This window comes from Paenalkalicoccus suaedae, assembly GCF_006965545.2.
Classification (GTDB): domain Bacteria; phylum Bacillota; class Bacilli; order Bacillales; family Salisediminibacteriaceae; genus Paenalkalicoccus; species Paenalkalicoccus suaedae.
Genome location: NZ_CP041372.2, coordinates 1,686,358 through 1,705,724, shown reverse-complemented (window position 1 = coordinate 1,705,724; position 19,367 = coordinate 1,686,358). Strand labels below are relative to the sequence as shown.

The following is a 19,367-nucleotide window of genomic DNA, read 5'->3' as shown; positions in this document are numbered from 1 at the left end:
TTCACGCTTCCTGTAAAAACTCGACAACTGTAGCGACTGATTGGAAGGCATAGAGACGTTTTGTCGGCCTTCCATTCTTTATTACTAATAAGCAAGGAACACTTGTTACTTCCCACTCTTGTGCAAGCTCAGGTATATAATTGATATCTACTTCCCCAATAGGAGGCATGGATTCCATATGGTCTACGATCGTTAAAAACTTTCGTGCTACCATACATGTTCCGCAAAGTGGGGTTGTTAAAAATAACACGCACTCTCCTTCATCTTTATAAAGCTCGCTCACATCTGTTGCTTGTAATGTCTTCATTTATACGGTACTCTCCTTTTACTTTTAACGCAGCCCTAACTGCTGATAAATCACTTTCACTTAGCTTTAGCGGCAGTGCGACAAGCTCATAAACCCTTGCTTAATGGATTGCATTCAGAGCCCCTTTAAAATGAGAATTATAGCACGTCTGCAAGCGTGGTGTGCAAGGAGTTCTTCACTTGTTAATGGATCAACAGAAGGACCATCTGTTCCGATCATACTAATTCCTTTTTGCTCAAGCAACTCAATCGCTTCAACAGAAAACGCTGGATAGCTCTCATAATCATGAACGTGCTCCGTCGATTTAAACAAAAGCTTCGTTACAGTGTTGGGAACATCTGATACGCGCTCTGGAAGAATTTCTTTTACTCCAACTACATCAAGTACGAAGCAATCCCCACTAAAGTCATTGACGTCTCATATCTCGATTGTTAAGCCCGTTTCATCATAGTGATACGGTGCATCGACGCGTGTTCCGCTATGAGTGGACATCGTAATGATCGCTGTGTTTATAGTATCTTCGTTTATAATTTACGCACGTTTTCCTCTATTAAATGGCTCATCACCAGGCCATACATTCATTCCATTATGTAAGCTTTGTGAAATATCGATCCTAGACATTAAAAACCTTCCGTCAAAGGAATAAATCACAGTAGAAAAGCCGCTACTAGGCGGCTTTATTTGTTATTATTCATTCTCACCGTGCTTCATTTTGTACTGTTCTTCCGACCAATCATAGAGCATATTTACAAGTTCATCTACATCCATCGGTGCCTTATACCCTTGTTTAAACTGCGTTTTTTCATTGTCGTTAAGACGAAGGTACGAATTTTTTAACTCCTGGCTCATGTGTGCGACTTCTTCTAATTTTTTTCTGATTGTTTGTAATTCCATTTTTAAAACGCCTCCTCTTACAACAGCGATACCCATTTTAATCGCGTTTTAATCCTCTGGTGTCCAAGCGGAGACAACCGTTGCGCCAAGCGTATCCTTAAAGTGACCTAAAGCCCATTCGTGTCCCTCAGGGTTAAAGCTATCCACCGCATCCTCATGCACGACAATCGAAAATCCTTTATTGTACGCATCAACCGCAGTGTGGAGGACACAAATGTCCGTGCACACACCAACTAAATGGACTTCTGTTATTTTTCGTTCACGAAGCTTCATCTCTATTTCTGTACCAGCAAAGGCACTATATCGCGTTTTATCAAACCACTCGTAGTTGTTCGACCCTTCTACTAGAGGCTGAAGCTTTCCATAAAGCTCTCTGCCCTTCGTACCGATAACATTGTGCGGTGGGAAGAGCTTCGATTCCGGATGGAACGAATCGTTTTCTTTGTGAGCGTCAATAGCAAGAATCGTGTAGTCCTGTCGCTCCATAAACCCTTTCGTAATCTCTGTTAACCGATCCTCAATCGCTTGGCCTCTCTCGCCGCACGTAAGTTTACCATCTGGTGCGACAAAATCATATGTATAATCAATCACAATCAAAGCTCTCATAACTAGTACCTCCCTAAAAAATGAATGATCTCTCATTATTGTAGCATGATTTTGATTCCTGTCTATATCCGACAAAAATAGGAAGTGTAGCTTGTTTTCTTCCACGTATAGGATATACTTATATGCATACATAAAAGAGGAGCTGACTGTCGTGAAAATCAAATACAATATTATTGAGAAGTCTCAGGTTGCAAACTGTAAAGAATCGTATACGCTAGGTCAAGCTTTAGACGTTTTAGAGGAAAGTGGCTATCGATGTATTCCTGTACTAGATGAGTCAGAAAAGATGTTTGTTGGTAATATTTACGTCCAACAAGTTTACGAAGCATTAGCAAAACACACACTTTCTAAAGAAGATACTATTGCATCTCTTATTCAAGACAAGGATGTTTTTATGCAGGAAGATGCTTCCTTCTTCCGCATCTTCTCCCTCATTAAACGCTATCCTTACTTAGCGATTTTAAATGAAAGAGAAGAATTTGCAGGCATCTTAACCCATGCGAATGTGATGGCAATATTAGAGGACTCATGGGGTATTCAAAGTGGTAACTATACGCTAACTGTATCCACTCAAGAGTATCAAGGTGCATTAAGTTTATTAGTGGAGTCCATTCGTGAATACACGAGCCTTCACAGCTTAATGACACTAGATAATGAGAGTACGTTTTTCAGACGCATTATCGTAACTCTTCCAAGTGATGTCACAGAAGACACGTTAGAAAGACTAATCAACCACCTTGAAGACAGAGGCTTCCGCGTGTTTGATGTAGAAAAGATTTAGTCAGAGGGCATTTTAGGTGATAGAAACAGGACCGAGATTATCTCTCGGTCCTGTTTCTATGCGATTAGAGCGGAGTAGTGAAGTGAAGAGACGGAAAACTGTTAATGAACGCTTGCATTTGGTTAATGAAGCTACAGTTCCGGTTAATCGAAGCCTTTAAACGGATAATCAAAGAACGCATCCACCCTCCCCCAGCATTCCTTCACAAAAAAACTGGGACAGCTCACTCGCTATTGTCCCAGTCATCTTACATATCCTCTTCAACTGTCTCAATTGCCGTGACGCGTAATCCCTGATTACCCTCATTCATATAGTAATAACGAGTACGCTCAATTTGCTCAACACCAGCCGGTGATTCTCGGTCAATCCATACTGTTATACGCAGTCGTTTCTCACTATCATATTGATTTTCTTCTAGAATAGGATCCTCGGTATCGACAGCACGATCAATGATTCTTGATCCAATTAATTCTTGATGCTGCCTTCTCTCGATATGATAGCCGTGTGAATTTGGTACCATCAAAGGCTCCATGATAGAGAAGCTTTGCGTCTCAAGTGCTCGCTCCCAAGTATCTAAATAATTTTCAACAAGTGTTAAATAAGGTAACACGTCTTCCTCGTTTGTTACCTCTGACCATTCTGTATCATCGCTGCATGCTACGAGAAAACTAAATGATAAGATGATCATTCCATTCATAAGCCATTTCATTTATGCCACCTCTAAGCTGATTGCTCGTCAATTGTTTGAATCACCAATTGCAACGTATACTCAATTGACTTAACTTGCTCTTTAAACCTTTTTCTTTTAGTATCTTTTTGAAAACACGTGACAGATACCACTTCAAAATTTTCGACTAATTGATCAATCTGTTGTGCATGAAGATAAGCTGGCTTCTCTTTCTCAATAAGCTTCAACGCCTGTGGTGTCCACCATTCAAGCTTTTCATGGACACTATCAGCAAATGGCTTTACTGTCTGAAAAAAGTCTGCCTCTTCTTCTCCCTCTCTATATCGCATAAAATATTGTAGCGCCTCCTGATTGAGCGAACGAAGCTCATCTGTTGGTGCTTTAATAGTAGTCATGTCATTCACCTCAAAAGAAATTGTATCAGAAACTAAATAGACTTGCGAATCGTTTCTTAAAATGAGTTTGTGCTTCTTCATGATTTACATCTGTTTGCATCGTTTCTAGGCGATTAATCCGAAGCGATAGCTCCTCTAAGAAGCGGTTAATATCATCTAATTCCTTTCTATGATGTTGCGTTCTGATCGCATACGACTCATCGGCTTTCGCCTGAACTTGACGATCAATCGTCTCTAATCGAAATAAAAGCTTCTCAAGCTTTTCCTCAATAACACTTGGCTCCACATACTCTTGAAAAGATCTGCCTCGTTTTTGCATTAAAATCTCCTCTAATCTGCTCCCACTTGCGAGCTTCTCTTTTATCATGACTAGTTCACTGACGGAGCTCTCCGGAATCTCATAGTGTCCTGCTTCATTTTTGTTCGCATGTAGGCTAAAGCTCTTCATCCATCTCATGACTGTAGTAGGATCGACATCCAATAGTTGCGCCACTTCCCGCGTTTTAAAAACTTTTGTCATTGTAAATGCCTCCTTCATATTTGTTGTATCGTACTTGTTCGTGCTCCATCTTTTAAACTCCTACGTGCTTGACAAAACTAGTGCACATCTTACAAAAGTAGTGGAAAAATCTCTAAGTTTAGCAATTTCCGTCTCTAAAAGTAATTCATAGAGTAAACTCACAGTAGGCGTTTTTCCTTGCGCAGAACCCATATTATGCTCTGCTATGCGGGTAAATCGAGAGTGTGGTATGATATGAGATGCGCTTTAAAGGGGTGAGAATGTGAGTATCAACTATCCTAACGGAAAAAAATTTACGAAAAAGCGAATCCCTGAAGGGAAAAAAAACGTCTACAAAAAAGACGATAGCTTCGGCAATCGTGGGATGAGCTTTGAAGATGATATTAACGAGACAAACGACTATTATCTTGCACATGAATTTGCCGTCATTCATAAAAAGCCAACCCCATTGCAAATCGTTAACGTGCACTACCCTAAAAGAAGTGCTGCTGTCGTAACAGAAGCTTATTTCCAAAAGCCTTCGACGACAGATTATAACGGTCTTTATAATGGCTACTATATTGACTTCGAAGCAAAAGAAACAAAAAATAAAACGAGCTTTCCACTTAAAAACTTTCACGACCATCAGCTCACTCATATGGAGCGCGTTGTGAAGCATTCTGGAATTGCCTTTATCTTGCTCCACTTTGCCTATCATGGTGAAGTATATTTTTTACCTGCAGAATACCTACTCAGATTTTGTGAAACGATGGAGAGGAAGTCGATCCCTAAGGTAGAGATTGAGGAGCATGGGATTCTTGTAAAAACCGGCTATATGCCAAGAATTGATTATTTAAAAGCAGTAGATACGTATTTGGCTACTCGCAACAAATAGAAAGGAAGATGAAAGATGTCAGAAAATCTTTCTCGGAAAGCCAGAAAACAAACAAAATCAAAAAAAGAATCTGGCTCAACGAAACCTAAAAAAAGTAAAAAAGGGTTAGTAAAAAAATTAGCTATTGCGCTACTTATCATGGGAGCAGTTGTTATTTTAGCAGGAGGTATCACGGCATTTGCTATTATGCGAGATGCCCCTGAATTAGATCGTGAGATGCTTCAACTATCACAAGTGCCACAGCTACTCGATAGTAGTGATGAAGAATTTGGCTCGATTGAAACTGGAGAGACAAGACGTTCCGCAGACATTAGCGATGTCCCTGACGTTTTAAAGGATGCTGTAGTCTCGATTGAGGACGTTCGCTTTTATGATCACTTCGGCGTAGATCTACGACGCGTAGGAGGTGCCGTACTCGCTAACATCTCAAACGGTTTTGGTAGTGAGGGAGCTAGTACGATTACGCAACAGGTTGTTAAAAATCTGTTCTTTGATTTTGATAAAACGATCACCCGTAAACTGCAAGAGCAATACTTAGCAGTCAAGCTTGAGCAACAGCTATCGAAAGACCAAATTTTAGAACTTTATTTAAATGCTATTTACTTTAGTGATGGTCGCTACGGCGTTGTTGAAGCTGCTAATTATTACTTTAGTAAAGAGTTAAATGAGCTTACGATTGAGGATGCTGCTCTATTGGCCGGTATTCCTCAACGTCCGAACGCACACAATCCAATTACGAACCCTGAGCAAGCTGAGGCTCGTCGTAATGTGGTTATTGATCAAATGGTCCGTTATGAAAAAATTACAGCCGAAGAAGGCGAGGCTGCAAAAGCAGTACCTGTTGCAGATCAGTTAGACATTACGGATCGCGGCGGCAATGAATATCAATCATATATCGATCAAGTCTTTACGGAAGTAGAAGAAATTGAAGGCATTGAGTGGAATGATATTTACTCAGGTGGATTAAAAATCTATACAAACCTAGATCAAGATCTTCAGTCTCACGTGGAACGCGTGATGCAAACAGATGAATTCGTTCAATTTCCTGACGAGGCTTTTCAAGCTGGTATTACTTTAATGGATACAGAAACTGGGCAGGTTCGTGCCATTGGCGGCATGCGCGGCGAAGCCGAAGTTCAAATGGGATTTAATTTTGCTACAAATGCAAACAGGCAAGCAGGTTCTACTAGTAAGCCAATTTTCGCTTATGGTCCTGCCATCGAACAAAATCAGTGGTCAACGGGACATGTTATCGAGGATGAAGAGTACTTTTACGCAGATAATGAGACTCCCGTTCGCAACTTTAGCCGAACATTCCGTGGTCCTGTCTCTATGAGAGAAGCATTAAGAGACTCACTAAACGTACCTGCAGTCAAGGCTTTAGATGAAGCAGGAATAGATGCGGCCGGTGATTTTGCAAGTGGCATAGGTATTCCCGTAGATACCGTGCAACAATCATATGCATTAGGCTCGAATACCGTTTCTTCTTATGAAATGGCTGGTGCTTATGCAGCATTTGGTAATGGTGGAACATACAACGAACCACATACCGTGCGTAAAATCGAGTTTCCTGATGGACAGGTAATCGAAGTAACACCTGAGCCAGAGGTAGCTATGCAAGACTATACAGCATTCATGATTTCTGACATGTTAAAGGATGTTTTAACAGATGGTACCGGCACGCGTGCTGCCGTTTCCGGAGTACCGATCGCTGGTAAGACAGGATCAAGTAACTTTGATAGTGAGACACGTGAACGGTTAAATTTAAGTCCTGATGCGAACGTGATTCCTGATGCGTGGTTTGTCGGCTACTCGACGGATTTAACAGCAGCTGTTTGGACGGGATATAGCAACAACTCCGATGGTGTGATTGACCGGGATAATAATGAGCATCATATTTCACAAAACCTTTTCCAGTCTGTCATGGAGTACGCACATGAAGGATTAGATACAGCAGACTTCTCTCAGCCCGACTCTGTCGTAGCTGTCGAAGTCGAGCGCACTACTGGTTTGTTACCTAGTGAATTCACACCTTCAAGTGAAATAACAACAGAATTCTTTGTACGAGGCACAGAGCCAACACAAGTATCAGAGGAATTTGAAATTGATGTCGAGCCAGAACTAACTGGTTTAAATGCGGATTACGAAGAAGAGACGACTTCTATCTTCGCTTCATGGGACTTCCCAGATGAGTTACGCAGTGACTACTCCTTCCGATTAGAAGTTGGAACGAACGGTTCTTTCCAAGAAATTGATACGTCGAAGGATTTACAGTATCGTTTAACTGGAGCTGAACCAGGAGTGACGTACACGATTTCTGTAACAGTTGTATCGGATGAAGATGGATCTGAGCCAAGCTCGCTCTCGGTCGATGTAACAGTACCAGAGGAAGAGCCTGAAGAAGAAGAACTTAACGAAGAACTAAACGAAGAAAATATGGAAGAAAATAATGAAGAGGTGCCCGAGAATGAGGGCAACCAAAATGAAGAAAACCAAGGTAATGAGGAAGAGAACCCTGGTAACACGAATGAGCCCGGAGCTGGTAATCCTGGCGGCGGCAACGGTGGAGGAGCTGGCAATGGTGGCTCCGATGGCGGTTCTGGTAACGGCGGTAACGAAAATACCCCACCAGAAGAGACACCTCCTCCAGAGGATGAAGGAAACGCATCTACTTCGGATACGAATGAGGATCCAGAAGCATCTACAAGTGATGCTAACAACTCAAATGTATCGACAAGTAGCCAGAACAATAGTAACAATAGTACAAACAACGAATAATCAAAAAAGCGAGGCAAGAGATCACGCATGTGATCATCCTGCCTCGCTTTTTGTATCGTTAACGCACTATAACAGCAGACTTCTTTTTTGTTTCATCAAGCATTCCTTTAAACGTTCGTAGGCTTGAAAAATGGCTGCGGTTTTGTAAAACGTAAGACAGCCTTTCGTGATAGTTTAAAGGCTCACACTTTTTATGATTATTAAAAAGCTCTTCAACAGTTAGTCCTGAAACATCTTTTTTTTCTAAAAGCAATAGAAAAAGGTCAAGCTCAATAACAGCGCGCTCTAATTGAAGTGAATACGCATTAAGATCTTGCTTTAATAACATACCAAGCTCAACCACTTTACTATTCATCCTAGTAAAAAAGCTAATTCTAGCATCCTTTAAAGTAGAAGAAAACTCAAACTGACTTAGTACTTCTTCAAACGTTGATTTATTTACTAAGCGCCAATTCTCCATGAATCTACCCCGTCACCTTCACTCGTTTCTTTCCCTCACGGCAAAGATCTAATAAAGGGCACTCGGTGCATCTTGGCGACTGAGCCTTACAGTGATATCTGCCAAAAAAGATCATACGATGATGCGTATCAGACCACTCATCTCTAGGGATTTTTCGCATAAGGGTCTTCTCTACTTCTAAAACAGAGTCCTTCCACCTGCATAGAGCAAGACGTTTACTTACTCTTTCTACGTGCGTATCTACGGCTATGGCAGGCTCACCAAATGCTACTGAAGTCACGACATTTGCTGTCTTTCGACCAACACCAGCAAGCTTTACGAGCTCATCTCGCTCCTGTGGAATCACGCCACCGTAGTCATCAATTAAAGACCTGCAAAGTTTTTGAATATTTTTCGCTTTACTGCGAAATAAGCCAATTCGTCTAATATCCTGCTCTAGCTCCTCAAGTGGCACGGATAAGTAATCTTCTGGCGTTTTATACTTCTCAAATAATCCTGGCGTCACCTTGTTTACTAATGCATCTGTCGCTTGTGCAGAGAGTAAAACAGCAATCGTCAGCTCAAATGGATTACTATGCGTAAGCTCACACTCAGCGTCAGGAAACATCTCCGTCATCGTATCTAAAACATGTCTTATTTGTACCTTCGTAAGCACAGCTATCTCCCTCCCTCAAGCCAATTGTAGCTTGGTCTTGGTTTAGCCTGTCCAACTTTAGGAGCCTTTTTTCTAAAGTTTGCACTGTGCTCTTTCGCATCCCCAGTTGTTCGTATGTTTTTTCGCTTCCATTCGTGCAGGATGCGGTCAATATAGCGGAAGTTAAGCTTCGACGATAGCACGGCCTCTCGAAGAGCGGCCTGAATCATCGTCACATCGTGCTTATCATCATCTAACCACATGGAGATCATCTCTGCCTCCATTGGTGTTAAAGGTCGTGCAAATTCCTCTTCAAACGACTGGAATAGCTTTCCTTCAAGCTCCTTCGTTGAGGTTGCAGTCTTCTCTTCCTGCTCCGCTGCAGCGAGCTCATACATTCGCTCAAACAGTGGAGCTATTTGAATTGTTTCTTCGATCTTATCTGCTACCTGCTCTTCAATTTTTATGAACTGACTTTTTAGCAGTTGCTTTAGTACCGTTGTACATTCATTCTCAGTTAACGTCATTCTTTCACACAAATCAGTTGGTGTTGGGAAAAAATGATTCTCGTGATGAAACTGATGAATGTGCAATAGCACTAAAAATTGAGAGTCTGTCAGTCCTAGCTGCTTATAGGAACGAAAGAATACTCCTGGAAGGGTGAACGGTGCTTCCGTGAATAACGATAGTCCTTTCTTCATCATGATCTCTCTCTTTCTAGGTTAGTTACCTTCTTTAGACAGAAAAGGGCTGTCTCAAAAAAGATGAGACTGCCCAAAAATATAACATCAACCAGCTATTAAGGGTACAGACGATTTAATAAACGTGGGAACGGGATTGTTTCGCGAACGTGCTCCGTACCACTAATCCATGCGACCGTGCGCTCTAAGCCAAGACCAAATCCAGAGTGAGGAACAGATCCGTAGCGACGAAGGTCTAAGTACCAACCGTACGCATCCTCTGATAGGTTATGCTCATCATAACGCTCTTTTAGAAGCTCTGCATCGTCAATTCGCTGACTTCCACCAATAATTTCTCCATAGCCTTCAGGAGCAATTAGATCGGCACATAAGACAACGTCATCACGCTCAGGATGAGGCTTCATGTAGAATGCTTTAATGTCCTTTGGATAGTTTGTAATGAATACTGGCTTGTCATGTGCTTCTGCAATAGCTGTTTCGTGAGGAGCTCCAAAGTCTTCTCCCCACTCGATTTCATAGCCTTTTTCCTGTAAGAAAGAAATCGCATCATCATAAGATATACGTGGGAAGGGCGCTTTAATTGCCTCAAGCTTCGCTGTATCACGCTCTAACGCTTTTAGCTCCTGCTCACAGTTCTTTAATACAGATTGGATAATAGACGACACATAGTTCTCCTGTACTTGCAGGCTCTCTTCGTGGTCCATAAATGCCATCTCAGGCTCAATCATCCAGAATTCGATTAAGTGACGACGTGTCTTTGACTTTTCCGCACGGAAAGTAGGACCAAAGGAGAATACTTTGCCGAGCGCCATCGCAGCTGCTTCCATATACAGTTGTCCACTCTGAGAAAGGTACGCATCCTCATCAAAATATTTCGTGTGGAAAAGGTTTGTCGTTCCTTCCGCTGAGCTTCCAGTTAAAATTGGAGGATCCACTTTAACAAATCCTTGTTCGTTAAAGAATTCGTATGTAGCGCGAATGATTTCGTTACGTATACGCATGATTGCATGCTGTCTCTTCGAACGTAACCATAGGTGGCGGTGATCCATTAAGAACTCCGTTCCGTGCTCCTTAGGAGTAATTGGATAATCTACAGCTTCATGAATAAGCTCGATACCTGTTACCGTAAGCTCAAAGCCAGACGGTGCACGATCATCCGCGCGTACGATACCCGTTACGTATACAGAGCTTTCCTGCGTCAATTCTTTTGCAAGCTTAAATGTTTCTTCCCCTACCTCTGCTTTTACGACAACTCCTTGTATGAAGCCCGTGCCGTCTCGTAGCTGAAGGAAGGCAATCTTTCCGCTTGAACGTTTATTTGCTAGCCAGCCGCCAATCGTTACTGATTGTTCGACGTGTTTACCAATCTCTTTAATCGTAGTTTTCACAGTATAACCTCCGCGTTTCTATATCAAGTTTCGTCTTTTATTATAGCGAACCTTTTGTCTTTTACAACCTATTGATAGCTTTTTACAAAGCTTTCAATACGGCTCAGTGCTTCTTCAAAGCTTTCTAGGTTTGTTGCATAAGATAGACGGATATTATCGTCAGCTCCAAATCCGCTTCCAGGAACGACAGCTACCTTTGCTTCTTCTAGTAGCGCCTCTACCCATTCATCCGTCGTATTATATGGGCTCTTTTCGACAGCTTCACGTACGTTAGGGAACAAGTAAAATGCTCCTGTAGGCTTTAAACAAGAGAATCCGTCAATTGCTTGAAGCTTTGTGTAAACCGTATTTAATCGTTCTTCGAATGCTTCACGCATCATTTCTACAGAGCCATCCTCTTTCGTATAAGCAGCAATCGCACCATGCTGAGCCATTACAGCAGGGTTAGATGTCGTATGGCTTGCTAAATTCGCCATCTTTTTAATAATATCCTTGCGACCAGCTGTATACCCAATTCTCCATCCTGTCATAGAATGAGATTTAGACACTCCATTGACCACTAACGTTAATTCCTTCAGCTCCGGTGAAATCTCCGCGATCGAGACGTGCGTTGCGCCATCATACAAAAGCTTCTCGTAAATTTCGTCAGATACAATTAAAATGTTGTGATCGATACAAACTTGACCAATTGCCTCAAGCTCTTCTCTCGTATACACCATACCTGTTGGATTAGAAGGCGAGTTGATAATAACAGCTCGAGTTTTGTCTGTAATAGACTGCTTTAGTTGCTCGGGAGAAATTTTAAATGAATTCTCCTCTTTCCCCTCTACAAAAACAGGAACTCCACCAGCGATTTTAACTTGCTCTGGATAGCTTACCCAATAAGGAGTTGGAATGATCACTTCATCATCATCTTGCAAAATTGTTTGGAAGATAGATGATAGTGCATGCTTTGCTCCTGTAGACACAATAATTTCATCAGCAGCGTAGTCAAGCCCTTGATCGGTTTTGAATTTCTCAATGATCGCTTGTTTTAATGCAGGTAGTCCTGCGGCTGGCGTGTATTTTGTCGCACCAGCAAGCATAGCCTGATAGCTTGCTTCGATAATATATGTTGGTGTATTAAAGTCAGGTTCTCCTGCGCCTAGTCCAATTACGTCATGACCAGCGTCTCGAAGCTCCTTCGCTTTCGCCGTAATCGCTAGTGTAGTGGATGGGGTGATTGATTCTACTTTTGGAGAAAATTTCATGTTTACAGCTCCTTTAATTAAGATGGATTTTTAGATAACTGGTACTGACGCAAGTAATCTCCGGATTCAAAATCAATAAAGTAGTAGCCTAATCGATTTTGTGAATCCTCGTAGTGAATCTCATAAATAGGAACAGAGGAAATAGCGCCAAGCTTTACAGATCGAACTTCCATGATGTCAGCGTCGACACGCTCTAGCGCTTCTTCTGCCGTTAGTCCATCTGCATGAGCAAATGCAAAGATCGTAGGCTCGCGCTGTTCTGCTTCTTCCAAGCTAGCTTCCTCATTAGCTTCCTCTACTTCATTTGATACCTCATTATCCATATTATCTTGGATTTCGATATCTTCATCTGTCTCATCAATAAGCTCTTCCACCCAAATATACGTGGGCTCTCCTGCAACTACTGCATCAATGACCTGGTAAGGTGTCGTTCCATGATAAAACACAATATCTGTCACTTCATCAATCTCATAGGATGCCTGAGCAAGGCGCAGCGCCTCGTTTTCTCTAGCTTCTAAAGGTGAATTAGCAAGGTTAAAAGTACTATAAACTCCTGCTCCAACTAATACGACTAGTATAATCGCGATAGCGATAATCCATGCTTTCATTCGTTACTCCTTACGTCTCATAGATCGAAAAAATCATTTGATCCTTATCCTTCTCATCAAGCGAAAGACCAAACATCAAATCACGATCCTTAAGCGTTCTATTTAGGGCATCTACAAGTTTATACGTATCCTCATGCTTCGCGACCTTGACTGTGCTCAGCAAACGGATTTTATCATTCTCCATAAACAGTCTCCTTTCGACCTTATTAACCTATCTTACCATAGGATTACATGAGCTTGGACAGCTGATTTCGACAATCTGCAAGAACCTTTTCTTGATCAATTGTCGTAAGCTGCTGATCCTTCATGACCTGCTTCCCGTGAATAAATACATCTGTCACATCTGTGCTTTTAACGGCATAAACAAGATGGGAATGCATCCGTTCATTTGGGAAAAGATGAGGCTTATTTGGATCAATTAAAACAAAGTCTGCTTTATAGCCTTCTTTTATCACGCCTGTGTCAGACAAGCCTACTGCTTTTGCACCTTCAGAAGTAGCAAGTTTAAACGCCTGATTTGCCGTTATCTTAGTTGGATCCATTGCAACACCTTTATGAACGAGCGCTGTCATTCGAAGCTCTTCAAACAAATCAAGGGTATTATTACTTGCCGTTGAGTCTGTCCCTAGACCAACCGTTATCCCCTTTTCTAGCATAGCAGGAAGTGGAGCAATTCCTGATCCCAGCTTTAAGTTTGAGATGAGATTATGAGATACTCTGACATCATTTTTTGATAGAATCTCAAGCTCCTCCTCTGACGCATGTACAACGTGCGCGAGAAGTGCTGGCTGTTCAAAAAAGCCGATCGATTCAAGCTGCTTAATAGGATGCATCCCAAATTCTTTATACGAATCTTCTACCTCTTTATATGATTCTGCGCAGTGCGTGTGAAGAAGGATGCCTCTATTATTCGCAGCATCGGCGATACGCTTTAAAAAATCAGGTGGGCACGTGTAAGGCGCGTGAGGTGCTAAAACGACGGAAACCCGTCCATTGTCTGCACCGTGATACGTATCATATAAGGATAAAGAGTCTTGAAGCTTTTGATCCTGTTCTTCTTTTGAGCATAGACCAATCATTCCTCTCCCCAACACTCCCTTCACACCTCGATCAAGTATGAGTTCTGCAACATCTGGCATGGCTAAATGATAAAAGTCTAAAAAAGTCGTTGTACCTGAGCGAATCATTTCGATCATGCTTAATTCTGCAGCTGCTAAAACCGTCTCGCGGTCAAACTTTGCTTCATTTGGCCACATAACTGTTTGTAGCCACGTTTGCAGTGGAAGGTCATCTCCTGCCCCTCTCAAAAAAGAGCTGCCGATATGACCGTGTGTATTGATAAGACCAGGAATAAGCCATTTCCCTTTCCCATCGATCTTAAGAGCTCCTTTCATCATTTCTCTTGATACATCACCTTTTCCGATCGATTGGATCGTGTCATCCTTTATCGTCATGTACCCATAAAAAGGAGCCTCTTCGCCATATATGGTCACGTTATGAATGAGTGTTTCCATGCGTTACCTCCGATGCTTGTAAAAATGTAGCCAGCTCGTCTTCAATATCTGCCATCGATTTTTCTCGAAGTGGAACAGGAAGAGACCTCACAAACTGTGAGCCGTACCTTGTTGTTACAATTCGTCTATCTAATACGATGACAGCGCCACGGTCTGTCTTTCTACGAATTAACCTGCCGAATCCTTGTTTGAAGCGTAGGATAGCCTGTGGCAAAGCTAGCTTCATAAAAGGCGATGATCCGTTTTCTTTAAAACGATCAGATTTAGCTTGGAAAACAGGGTCGTTTGGCGGACTAAACGGTAGTCTGGCCATAACAAGTACACTTAAATCCTCGCCAGGAATGTCTACACCCTCCCAAAAGCTACTAGTACCAAGTAAAATGGCTTTATCTACCTGCTGAAAGTTCTTCGTGAGGCGTGTCCTACTTCTAGAATGAATACCCTGTCCGATGATCGTATATGTTTCATCCAATAAATCAACTAAAAGCTCATGCGCTCGTCTTAGCATCTCATAAGAAGTAAATAATACGAGCATCTTTCCCTCTGATGCCTGGGCGATCCGGTAAACCTGTAACGCTAACGCCTCCACATACGCTTGATCTCCCACTTCTTGAATCAGTGGCATATCCGTTGGAACATAAAGCTTTGCTTGATCCTCCCAATTAAAGGGCGATTCAACCTGCTTCGTCACGACATCAAAATCAAGCAGTCCTAATGTTTGCATCATATAATCAAAAGATTTATTCACCGTGAGCGTCGCCGACGTTAATATGACGCGTTTCTTTTTACGAAAGAAGCTGTCCGCAAGTAGGTCCGACACGTCCACAGGGCTCGTATAGACGACACCAGACTGCTTAGGGCCTTTCCCATCCACTTCTAGCCAATACACCGTACCCTCTTCTATTTGCAAGAAAATACTCGTGAACAGGGCATACACGTCTTCAAGATCACTCAAATAGCGGTTAAATTGATCGATCTCACGCTGGAAGCTTTGTTTATTTTGGTCCGTATCAAGGAGTTCAGAAAGCTCTATCAACTCGTTTATACTCTCACGTAAAATAGCGTCGCATCTACGTGCAATATCATCGACACCTGTCCAACTTGCCTCTGTTTTGTGAATAACCTTTGAATTACGTCCGGTGTCTTCCTTACCCACTTTCCCTCTCGTACCATACTGATAAAGCTTATAGTAAAGGTCTGCCCACTCCTGTTGCACATCCTTTAAGCGCTCAATGACATCTTGGTAATGAGGGATTTCTCGATGAAGCCATGCTGTAAATAGAGATTCCTTTACTGTAAACTGATTGATCACTTGAGCAAGTGCCGCATAGTCTAACCGTTTACCGAACTGCTTCGTCGCAGTCTCTTCTAGATGATGTGCCTCATCAATAATAATCGTTTCACTTGAAGGGATCACCTGGTGACTAAGCGTCACATCCGTTAACAATAAAGCATGATTCGTAATGATCAAATCTGCGTGCTTCGCCGCAAGCTTAGCGCGCTGATAAAAGCATCGCGAGAACCATGGTGATGATGGATCGATACAAGCTATACCATCACTTTGTAGCTCACTCCAAAGCCTATCCGAAGACGAAGCTAAGTTTAATTCCTCAGCGTCACCTGTATCTGTTTCCGTTAACCATACTAAAAGCTGGGCTAATGAAATGACTTTTTCATACGTTAACGATTGCTTTAATGCAAGAGCGTCCTCAAACTTATGCAAGCATAAGTAGTGAGAGCGTCCTTTTAAGAGAGCGGTTTTGACGGTAAAAGGTAAAATATCCTCAAGAACCGGAATTTCTTTTTTTAATAACTGCTCTTGGAGCTGGATCGTTTCGGTTGAAATCACAACCGGTTGCTCGCGTGTTACAGCGTCAATAATGGCTGGTACTAAGTAACCTAGCGATTTCCCAGTTCCAGTCCCCGCTTCAATAAGACCAATTTTATCGGCTTGCAACGTCTCATGAATAAAGCTCATCATTTCCTCTTGTCCGAGTCTACGTTCAAAACCTTGTAAAGGCACATTGTCTGAACGGAAAGATTGCTCCATTAATTCTTCAAACGTTTGTAAGTCTCGTTCGACAGGAATATGCGTCCCTTTCTTGCGAATAACGAGACCTCGGTATTCTTCAAGCCCCTCTATCTTCTCATCTGCCTCCACGTAAAAGCTGTGTAAAATTCTCTCGCAGTCACTTCTAAAAAGAGGCGCAAACTCACAAAGCTCCTTTAACGTTTGTTTGGGCAGGGCTCTCAATCGATCAAAAATTTCTATTAATAAAATAGCGGTTGCCTCCGCATCACTATCTGCCCGATGAGGATTCTCGTGATCCATATTAAATCGGTCACTAAGTTCCGTTAGACGAAAGCTTTCTTCTGTCGGAAAAGCAATTCTACTTAATTCTACTGTATCTAAAACAGGTCCCATGTATGGATTGTAACCAGCGTCTTCAAGCGCTTCATTCATAAATCCTAAATCAAAATCAGAATTGTGCGCAACAAAATAAGCACCCTCTAAATCCCGCAGTAGCTTAGGTGCAACTTCATCAAACTCAGGTGCATCTGTAACGTGTGCATCTGTAATTTGTGTCAATTGTTTAATGAACGGAGGTATATCTCGCTTAGGGTTCAAATACGTTGCATATCGATCAACAATACGGTTATCTTCTACAATCGAATATGCAAGCTGAATAATTCGATCTCCCTTTTTATGTGATACTCCCGTCGTCTCTAAGTCAAGGACAACAAAGCGACTCATCTAACTCGCCTACTTTCACTTTCAAAATCGTTCCCTAGCTATTGTAACACGTTTTTTGCTATAGAGAGACTAGCTAGTAGGCTCTAAAACAAATAGGTCAGAAGGGAGCAATCGCTCTCCTCCTAACCTAACTAGTGCTTTATCTTACAGTGGCAGCTGGTTCATGCCCCATCATTTCAATAATAACGTTTTGATCATCTAAAACCGCTACTTTAGGTGTATGAGACAAGGACTCTTCCTCTGTCATATATTTATACGAGATAATAATTACTTTATCGCCTGGTTGCACAAGTCTCGCAGCAGCACCATTTAAGCAGATTGTTTTTGATCCTCTCTCGCCTTTAATGGTATATGTTTCTAGTCTTGCACCATTATTATTATTCACAACTTGTACTTTCTCATTAGGTAAAATCCCAACAGCGTCCATTAAATCCTGATCGATTGTAATACTGCCTACATAGTTCAAGTTTGCTTCTGTCACGGTGCCTCTATGCAACTTTCCACTCATCATTTCTCGAAACATTGGTTATCGATCCTTTCTTGTAGGTTCCCAAATTATATTGTCAATTAGTCGAGCATGCTCATAGTTCATAGCAATTGCTAGAATCAACTGCCCTTCAAGTTTTGTCGCTTCTTTTAAGTCAGGAAACGTTCTAAGCTCTACGTAATCTAATTCTGCAAGCTCTAACTCATGTGCTTGTTTGAATGCGACATCAAGTAGCTCCTCTACAGTTTGAGACTGCGCGATAGCATGCTTTAAAAGAGCATAAATGCGAGGTGCTTCCTTACGCTCATAAGGAGTTAGTCTCACGTTCCTAGAACTCATCGCAAGCCCGTCTTCTTCTCTTACAATATCGACTGGGACAATGGTGACGTCCATCTCAAAATCTTCTACCATACGCCAAATGATCGCAACCTGCTGCGCATCCTTTTTACCAAAATACGCATGAGTGGGTGAGACGATGTTTAACAGCTTCATTACAACCGTTGCTACACCATCAAAGTGACCTTCTCGCTTCGCCCCGCAAAGCACGTTCACTCCGTCGTGAACCTGGAGAGTGGCGCTCATCTTACGTTTATACATTTCCTCTTCGTTCGGTGTAAATAAAATAGTGACACCACGTTCTTTTGCACGAAGCGCGTCGCGTTCTAAATCGCGTGGATACGAGTCAAAATCCTCTGTTGGTCCAAATTGAAGTGGATTCACGAATATACTCATCACGACACAGTCGTTGCTTTTTGTCGCTTCATCGACTAGCGTCATGTGGCCTTCATGCAAATATCCCATCGTTGGTACAAACCCAATTGTGTGACCTTTCTCTCGCTCCGCTCTTAAAATCGCTTTTAGTTCCTTTATCGTTTCCACTCGAATCATGAGGAGCTACCCCCATAGAGCGTTACTTTTTCATCTGGTTCAAATACGTGCTTTTCTTCAGGAAAATCGTGATGTTTGACGTCTTTTGTGTAAGACTTAATCGCATCTCGAATTGAATCATTGACAGAGGCATATTGCTTCACAAATTTTGCAACATGTCCGCTGTAGTAGCCAATGAGGTCATGGTATACGAGTACTTGCCCATCAACCTGACGTCCTGCACCAATCCCAATTACAGGAATGTCAATCGCTTCCGCTACTTGTTTTGCAATCCCTTCAGGCACACACTCTAACACGAGCATACATGCACCTGCTTCTTCAATCGCTTTAGCGTCCGTTAAAAGTTGCTCTTTATCCTCTTCTTTTTTAGCCTGTACCTTATAGCCACCAGTAACACCGACTGTTTGAGGTGTTAACCCTAAATGACTAACAACTGGTACTCCGGCTTGCACAAGTGCACGGGTATGGTCAATAACAATGCCATTCCCTTCAAGCTTTACCGCATTCGAGCCAGTCTCTTGCATAATACGCCTCGCATTCGCCATCGTTTCTGAAATGGAGGAATGGTAGGTCATAAACGGCATGTCTGTGACGATAAATGTATCTTTTGCGCCACGTCTACACGCTTTCGCATGATGGAGCATGTCCTCTAGTGTTACTGGAACTGTAGAATCGTACCCTAATACGACCATCCCAACGGAATCGCCTACTAAAATAACGTCTACCTCCGCCTCTTCACTAAGCTTGGCAGAGGGTGCATCGTAAGCTGTTAACATCACGATCTGATCCTTACTCGCCTTCATTTTTTTAAGTGAGGCTGTTGTATGCATATAAAAAAC

23 protein-coding genes are annotated in these 19,367 nt (G+C 42.1%); 3 read left to right on the top strand and 20 right to left on the bottom strand.

Features of this window, described 5'->3' with window-relative positions; all coding sequences use genetic code 11:
* Position 1: 1 nt before the first annotated feature.
* The 5 genes from FLK61_RS09215 to FLK61_RS09195 all read right to left on the bottom strand — a co-directional run bounded on the left by FLK61_RS09215 (position 2) and on the right by FLK61_RS09195 (position 1,807).
* Positions 2-307: a thioredoxin family protein gene (locus FLK61_RS09215; RefSeq protein WP_176009178.1), complete on the bottom strand. Its 306-nt coding sequence runs from the start codon at positions 305-307 to the stop codon at positions 2-4.
* Between the two features lie 114 nt (positions 308-421).
* On the bottom strand, positions 422-619 hold the full coding sequence (locus FLK61_RS09210) for a cyclase family protein (RefSeq protein WP_176009177.1): 198 nt from the start codon (positions 617-619) through the stop codon (positions 422-424).
* 105 nt (positions 620-724) lie between these two features.
* A complete protein-coding gene (locus FLK61_RS20330) occupies positions 725-799 on the bottom strand; it encodes a cyclase family protein (protein ID WP_176011192.1) in 75 nt (24 codons plus the stop codon).
* Between the two features lie 195 nt (positions 800-994).
* On the bottom strand, positions 995-1,201 hold the full coding sequence (locus FLK61_RS09200; RefSeq protein WP_176009176.1) for a hypothetical protein: 207 nt from the start codon (positions 1,199-1,201) through the stop codon (positions 995-997).
* A 48-nt stretch (positions 1,202-1,249) separates the two neighbouring features.
* The gene (locus FLK61_RS09195; protein ID WP_176009175.1) at positions 1,250-1,807 is read right to left on the bottom strand and encodes a cysteine hydrolase family protein; all 558 of its coding nucleotides are present in this window, start codon (positions 1,805-1,807) and stop codon (positions 1,250-1,252) included.
* A 151-nt stretch (positions 1,808-1,958) separates the two neighbouring features.
* Here FLK61_RS09195 and cbpA point away from each other — a divergent pair, with 151 nt between their 5' ends.
* On the top strand, positions 1,959-2,588 hold the full coding sequence (gene cbpA / locus FLK61_RS09190) for a cyclic di-AMP binding protein CbpA (protein ID WP_176009174.1): 630 nt from the start codon (positions 1,959-1,961) through the stop codon (positions 2,586-2,588).
* A 247-nt stretch (positions 2,589-2,835) separates the two neighbouring features.
* Here the strand turns inward: cbpA and FLK61_RS09185 are convergent, their stop codons facing one another.
* From FLK61_RS09185 to FLK61_RS09175, 3 genes are read right to left on the bottom strand one after another with little or no spacing between them, the layout of a single operon-like run.
* Positions 2,836-3,297: a hypothetical protein gene (locus tag FLK61_RS09185; RefSeq protein WP_176009173.1), complete on the bottom strand. Its 462-nt coding sequence runs from the start codon at positions 3,295-3,297 to the stop codon at positions 2,836-2,838.
* Between the two features lie 11 nt (positions 3,298-3,308).
* Entirely contained in the window at positions 3,309-3,671 is a 363-nt protein-coding gene (locus FLK61_RS09180; RefSeq protein WP_176009172.1) for a YppE family protein, read from the bottom strand.
* Between the two features lie 25 nt (positions 3,672-3,696).
* On the bottom strand, positions 3,697-4,191 hold the full coding sequence (locus FLK61_RS09175) for a MerR family transcriptional regulator (RefSeq protein WP_176009171.1): 495 nt from the start codon (positions 4,189-4,191) through the stop codon (positions 3,697-3,699).
* Positions 4,192-4,453: 262 nt separating this feature from the next.
* On the opposite strand from FLK61_RS09175, the gene recU reads away from it, so the two are divergent.
* Complete coding sequence (recU, locus tag FLK61_RS09170; protein WP_176009170.1) at positions 4,454-5,065, top strand: Holliday junction resolvase RecU; 612 nt, start codon at positions 4,454-4,456, stop codon at positions 5,063-5,065.
* 15 nt (positions 5,066-5,080) lie between these two features.
* Positions 5,081-7,843 (top strand): PBP1A family penicillin-binding protein, encoded by a 2,763-nt coding sequence (locus FLK61_RS09165; RefSeq protein WP_176009169.1) that lies wholly within the window; start codon positions 5,081-5,083, stop codon positions 7,841-7,843.
* A gap of 58 nt (positions 7,844-7,901) precedes the next feature.
* On the opposite strand, the gene FLK61_RS09160 is transcribed toward FLK61_RS09165, so the two are convergent.
* From FLK61_RS09160 to panB, 12 genes are all read right to left on the bottom strand, one after another.
* Complete coding sequence (locus tag FLK61_RS09160; protein WP_176009168.1) at positions 7,902-8,303, bottom strand: YpoC family protein; 402 nt, start codon at positions 8,301-8,303, stop codon at positions 7,902-7,904.
* A gap of 4 nt (positions 8,304-8,307) precedes the next feature.
* Positions 8,308-8,958 (bottom strand): endonuclease III, encoded by a 651-nt coding sequence (gene nth / locus FLK61_RS09155; protein ID WP_176009167.1) that lies wholly within the window; start codon positions 8,956-8,958, stop codon positions 8,308-8,310.
* A 2-nt stretch (positions 8,959-8,960) separates the two neighbouring features.
* A complete protein-coding gene (locus FLK61_RS09150) occupies positions 8,961-9,641 on the bottom strand; it encodes a DnaD domain-containing protein (RefSeq protein WP_176009166.1) in 681 nt (226 codons plus the stop codon).
* 95 nt (positions 9,642-9,736) lie between these two features.
* Positions 9,737-11,026, bottom strand: coding sequence for an asparagine--tRNA ligase (gene asnS / locus FLK61_RS09145; RefSeq protein WP_176009165.1), 1,290 nt, complete (start codon positions 11,024-11,026; stop codon positions 9,737-9,739).
* Between the two features lie 68 nt (positions 11,027-11,094).
* The gene (locus FLK61_RS09140; protein WP_176009164.1) at positions 11,095-12,276 is read right to left on the bottom strand and encodes a pyridoxal phosphate-dependent aminotransferase; all 1,182 of its coding nucleotides are present in this window, start codon (positions 12,274-12,276) and stop codon (positions 11,095-11,097) included.
* Between the two features lie 17 nt (positions 12,277-12,293).
* Positions 12,294-12,884 (bottom strand): hypothetical protein, encoded by a 591-nt coding sequence (locus FLK61_RS09135; protein ID WP_176009163.1) that lies wholly within the window; start codon positions 12,882-12,884, stop codon positions 12,294-12,296.
* A gap of 10 nt (positions 12,885-12,894) precedes the next feature.
* Positions 12,895-13,068: a YpmA family protein gene (locus tag FLK61_RS09130; RefSeq protein WP_176009162.1), complete on the bottom strand. Its 174-nt coding sequence runs from the start codon at positions 13,066-13,068 to the stop codon at positions 12,895-12,897.
* Positions 13,069-13,111: 43 nt separating this feature from the next.
* Positions 13,112-14,398, bottom strand: a complete 1,287-nt coding sequence (locus FLK61_RS09125; protein ID WP_176009161.1) for an amidohydrolase — start codon at positions 14,396-14,398, stop codon at positions 13,112-13,114.
* Positions 14,379-17,153 (bottom strand): ATP-dependent DNA helicase DinG, encoded by a 2,775-nt coding sequence (dinG, locus tag FLK61_RS09120; RefSeq protein ID WP_176009160.1) that lies wholly within the window; start codon positions 17,151-17,153, stop codon positions 14,379-14,381. The genes FLK61_RS09125 and dinG overlap by 20 nt, the downstream gene beginning before the upstream one ends.
* Positions 17,154-17,292: 139 nt before the next feature.
* Positions 17,293-17,676 carry an aspartate 1-decarboxylase gene (gene panD / locus FLK61_RS09115; RefSeq protein WP_176009159.1) on the bottom strand — a complete coding sequence of 128 codons (384 nt, stop codon included), beginning with the start codon at positions 17,674-17,676 and terminating at the stop codon, positions 17,293-17,295.
* A 3-nt stretch (positions 17,677-17,679) separates the two neighbouring features.
* Positions 17,680-18,528 carry a pantoate--beta-alanine ligase gene (gene panC / locus FLK61_RS09110; protein ID WP_176009158.1) on the bottom strand — a complete coding sequence of 283 codons (849 nt, stop codon included), beginning with the start codon at positions 18,526-18,528 and terminating at the stop codon, positions 17,680-17,682.
* The gene (gene panB / locus FLK61_RS09105) at positions 18,525-19,358 is read right to left on the bottom strand and encodes a 3-methyl-2-oxobutanoate hydroxymethyltransferase (RefSeq protein ID WP_176009157.1); all 834 of its coding nucleotides are present in this window, start codon (positions 19,356-19,358) and stop codon (positions 18,525-18,527) included. Before panB ends, panC begins: the two co-directional genes overlap by 4 nt.
* Positions 19,359-19,367 lie beyond the last annotated feature (9 nt).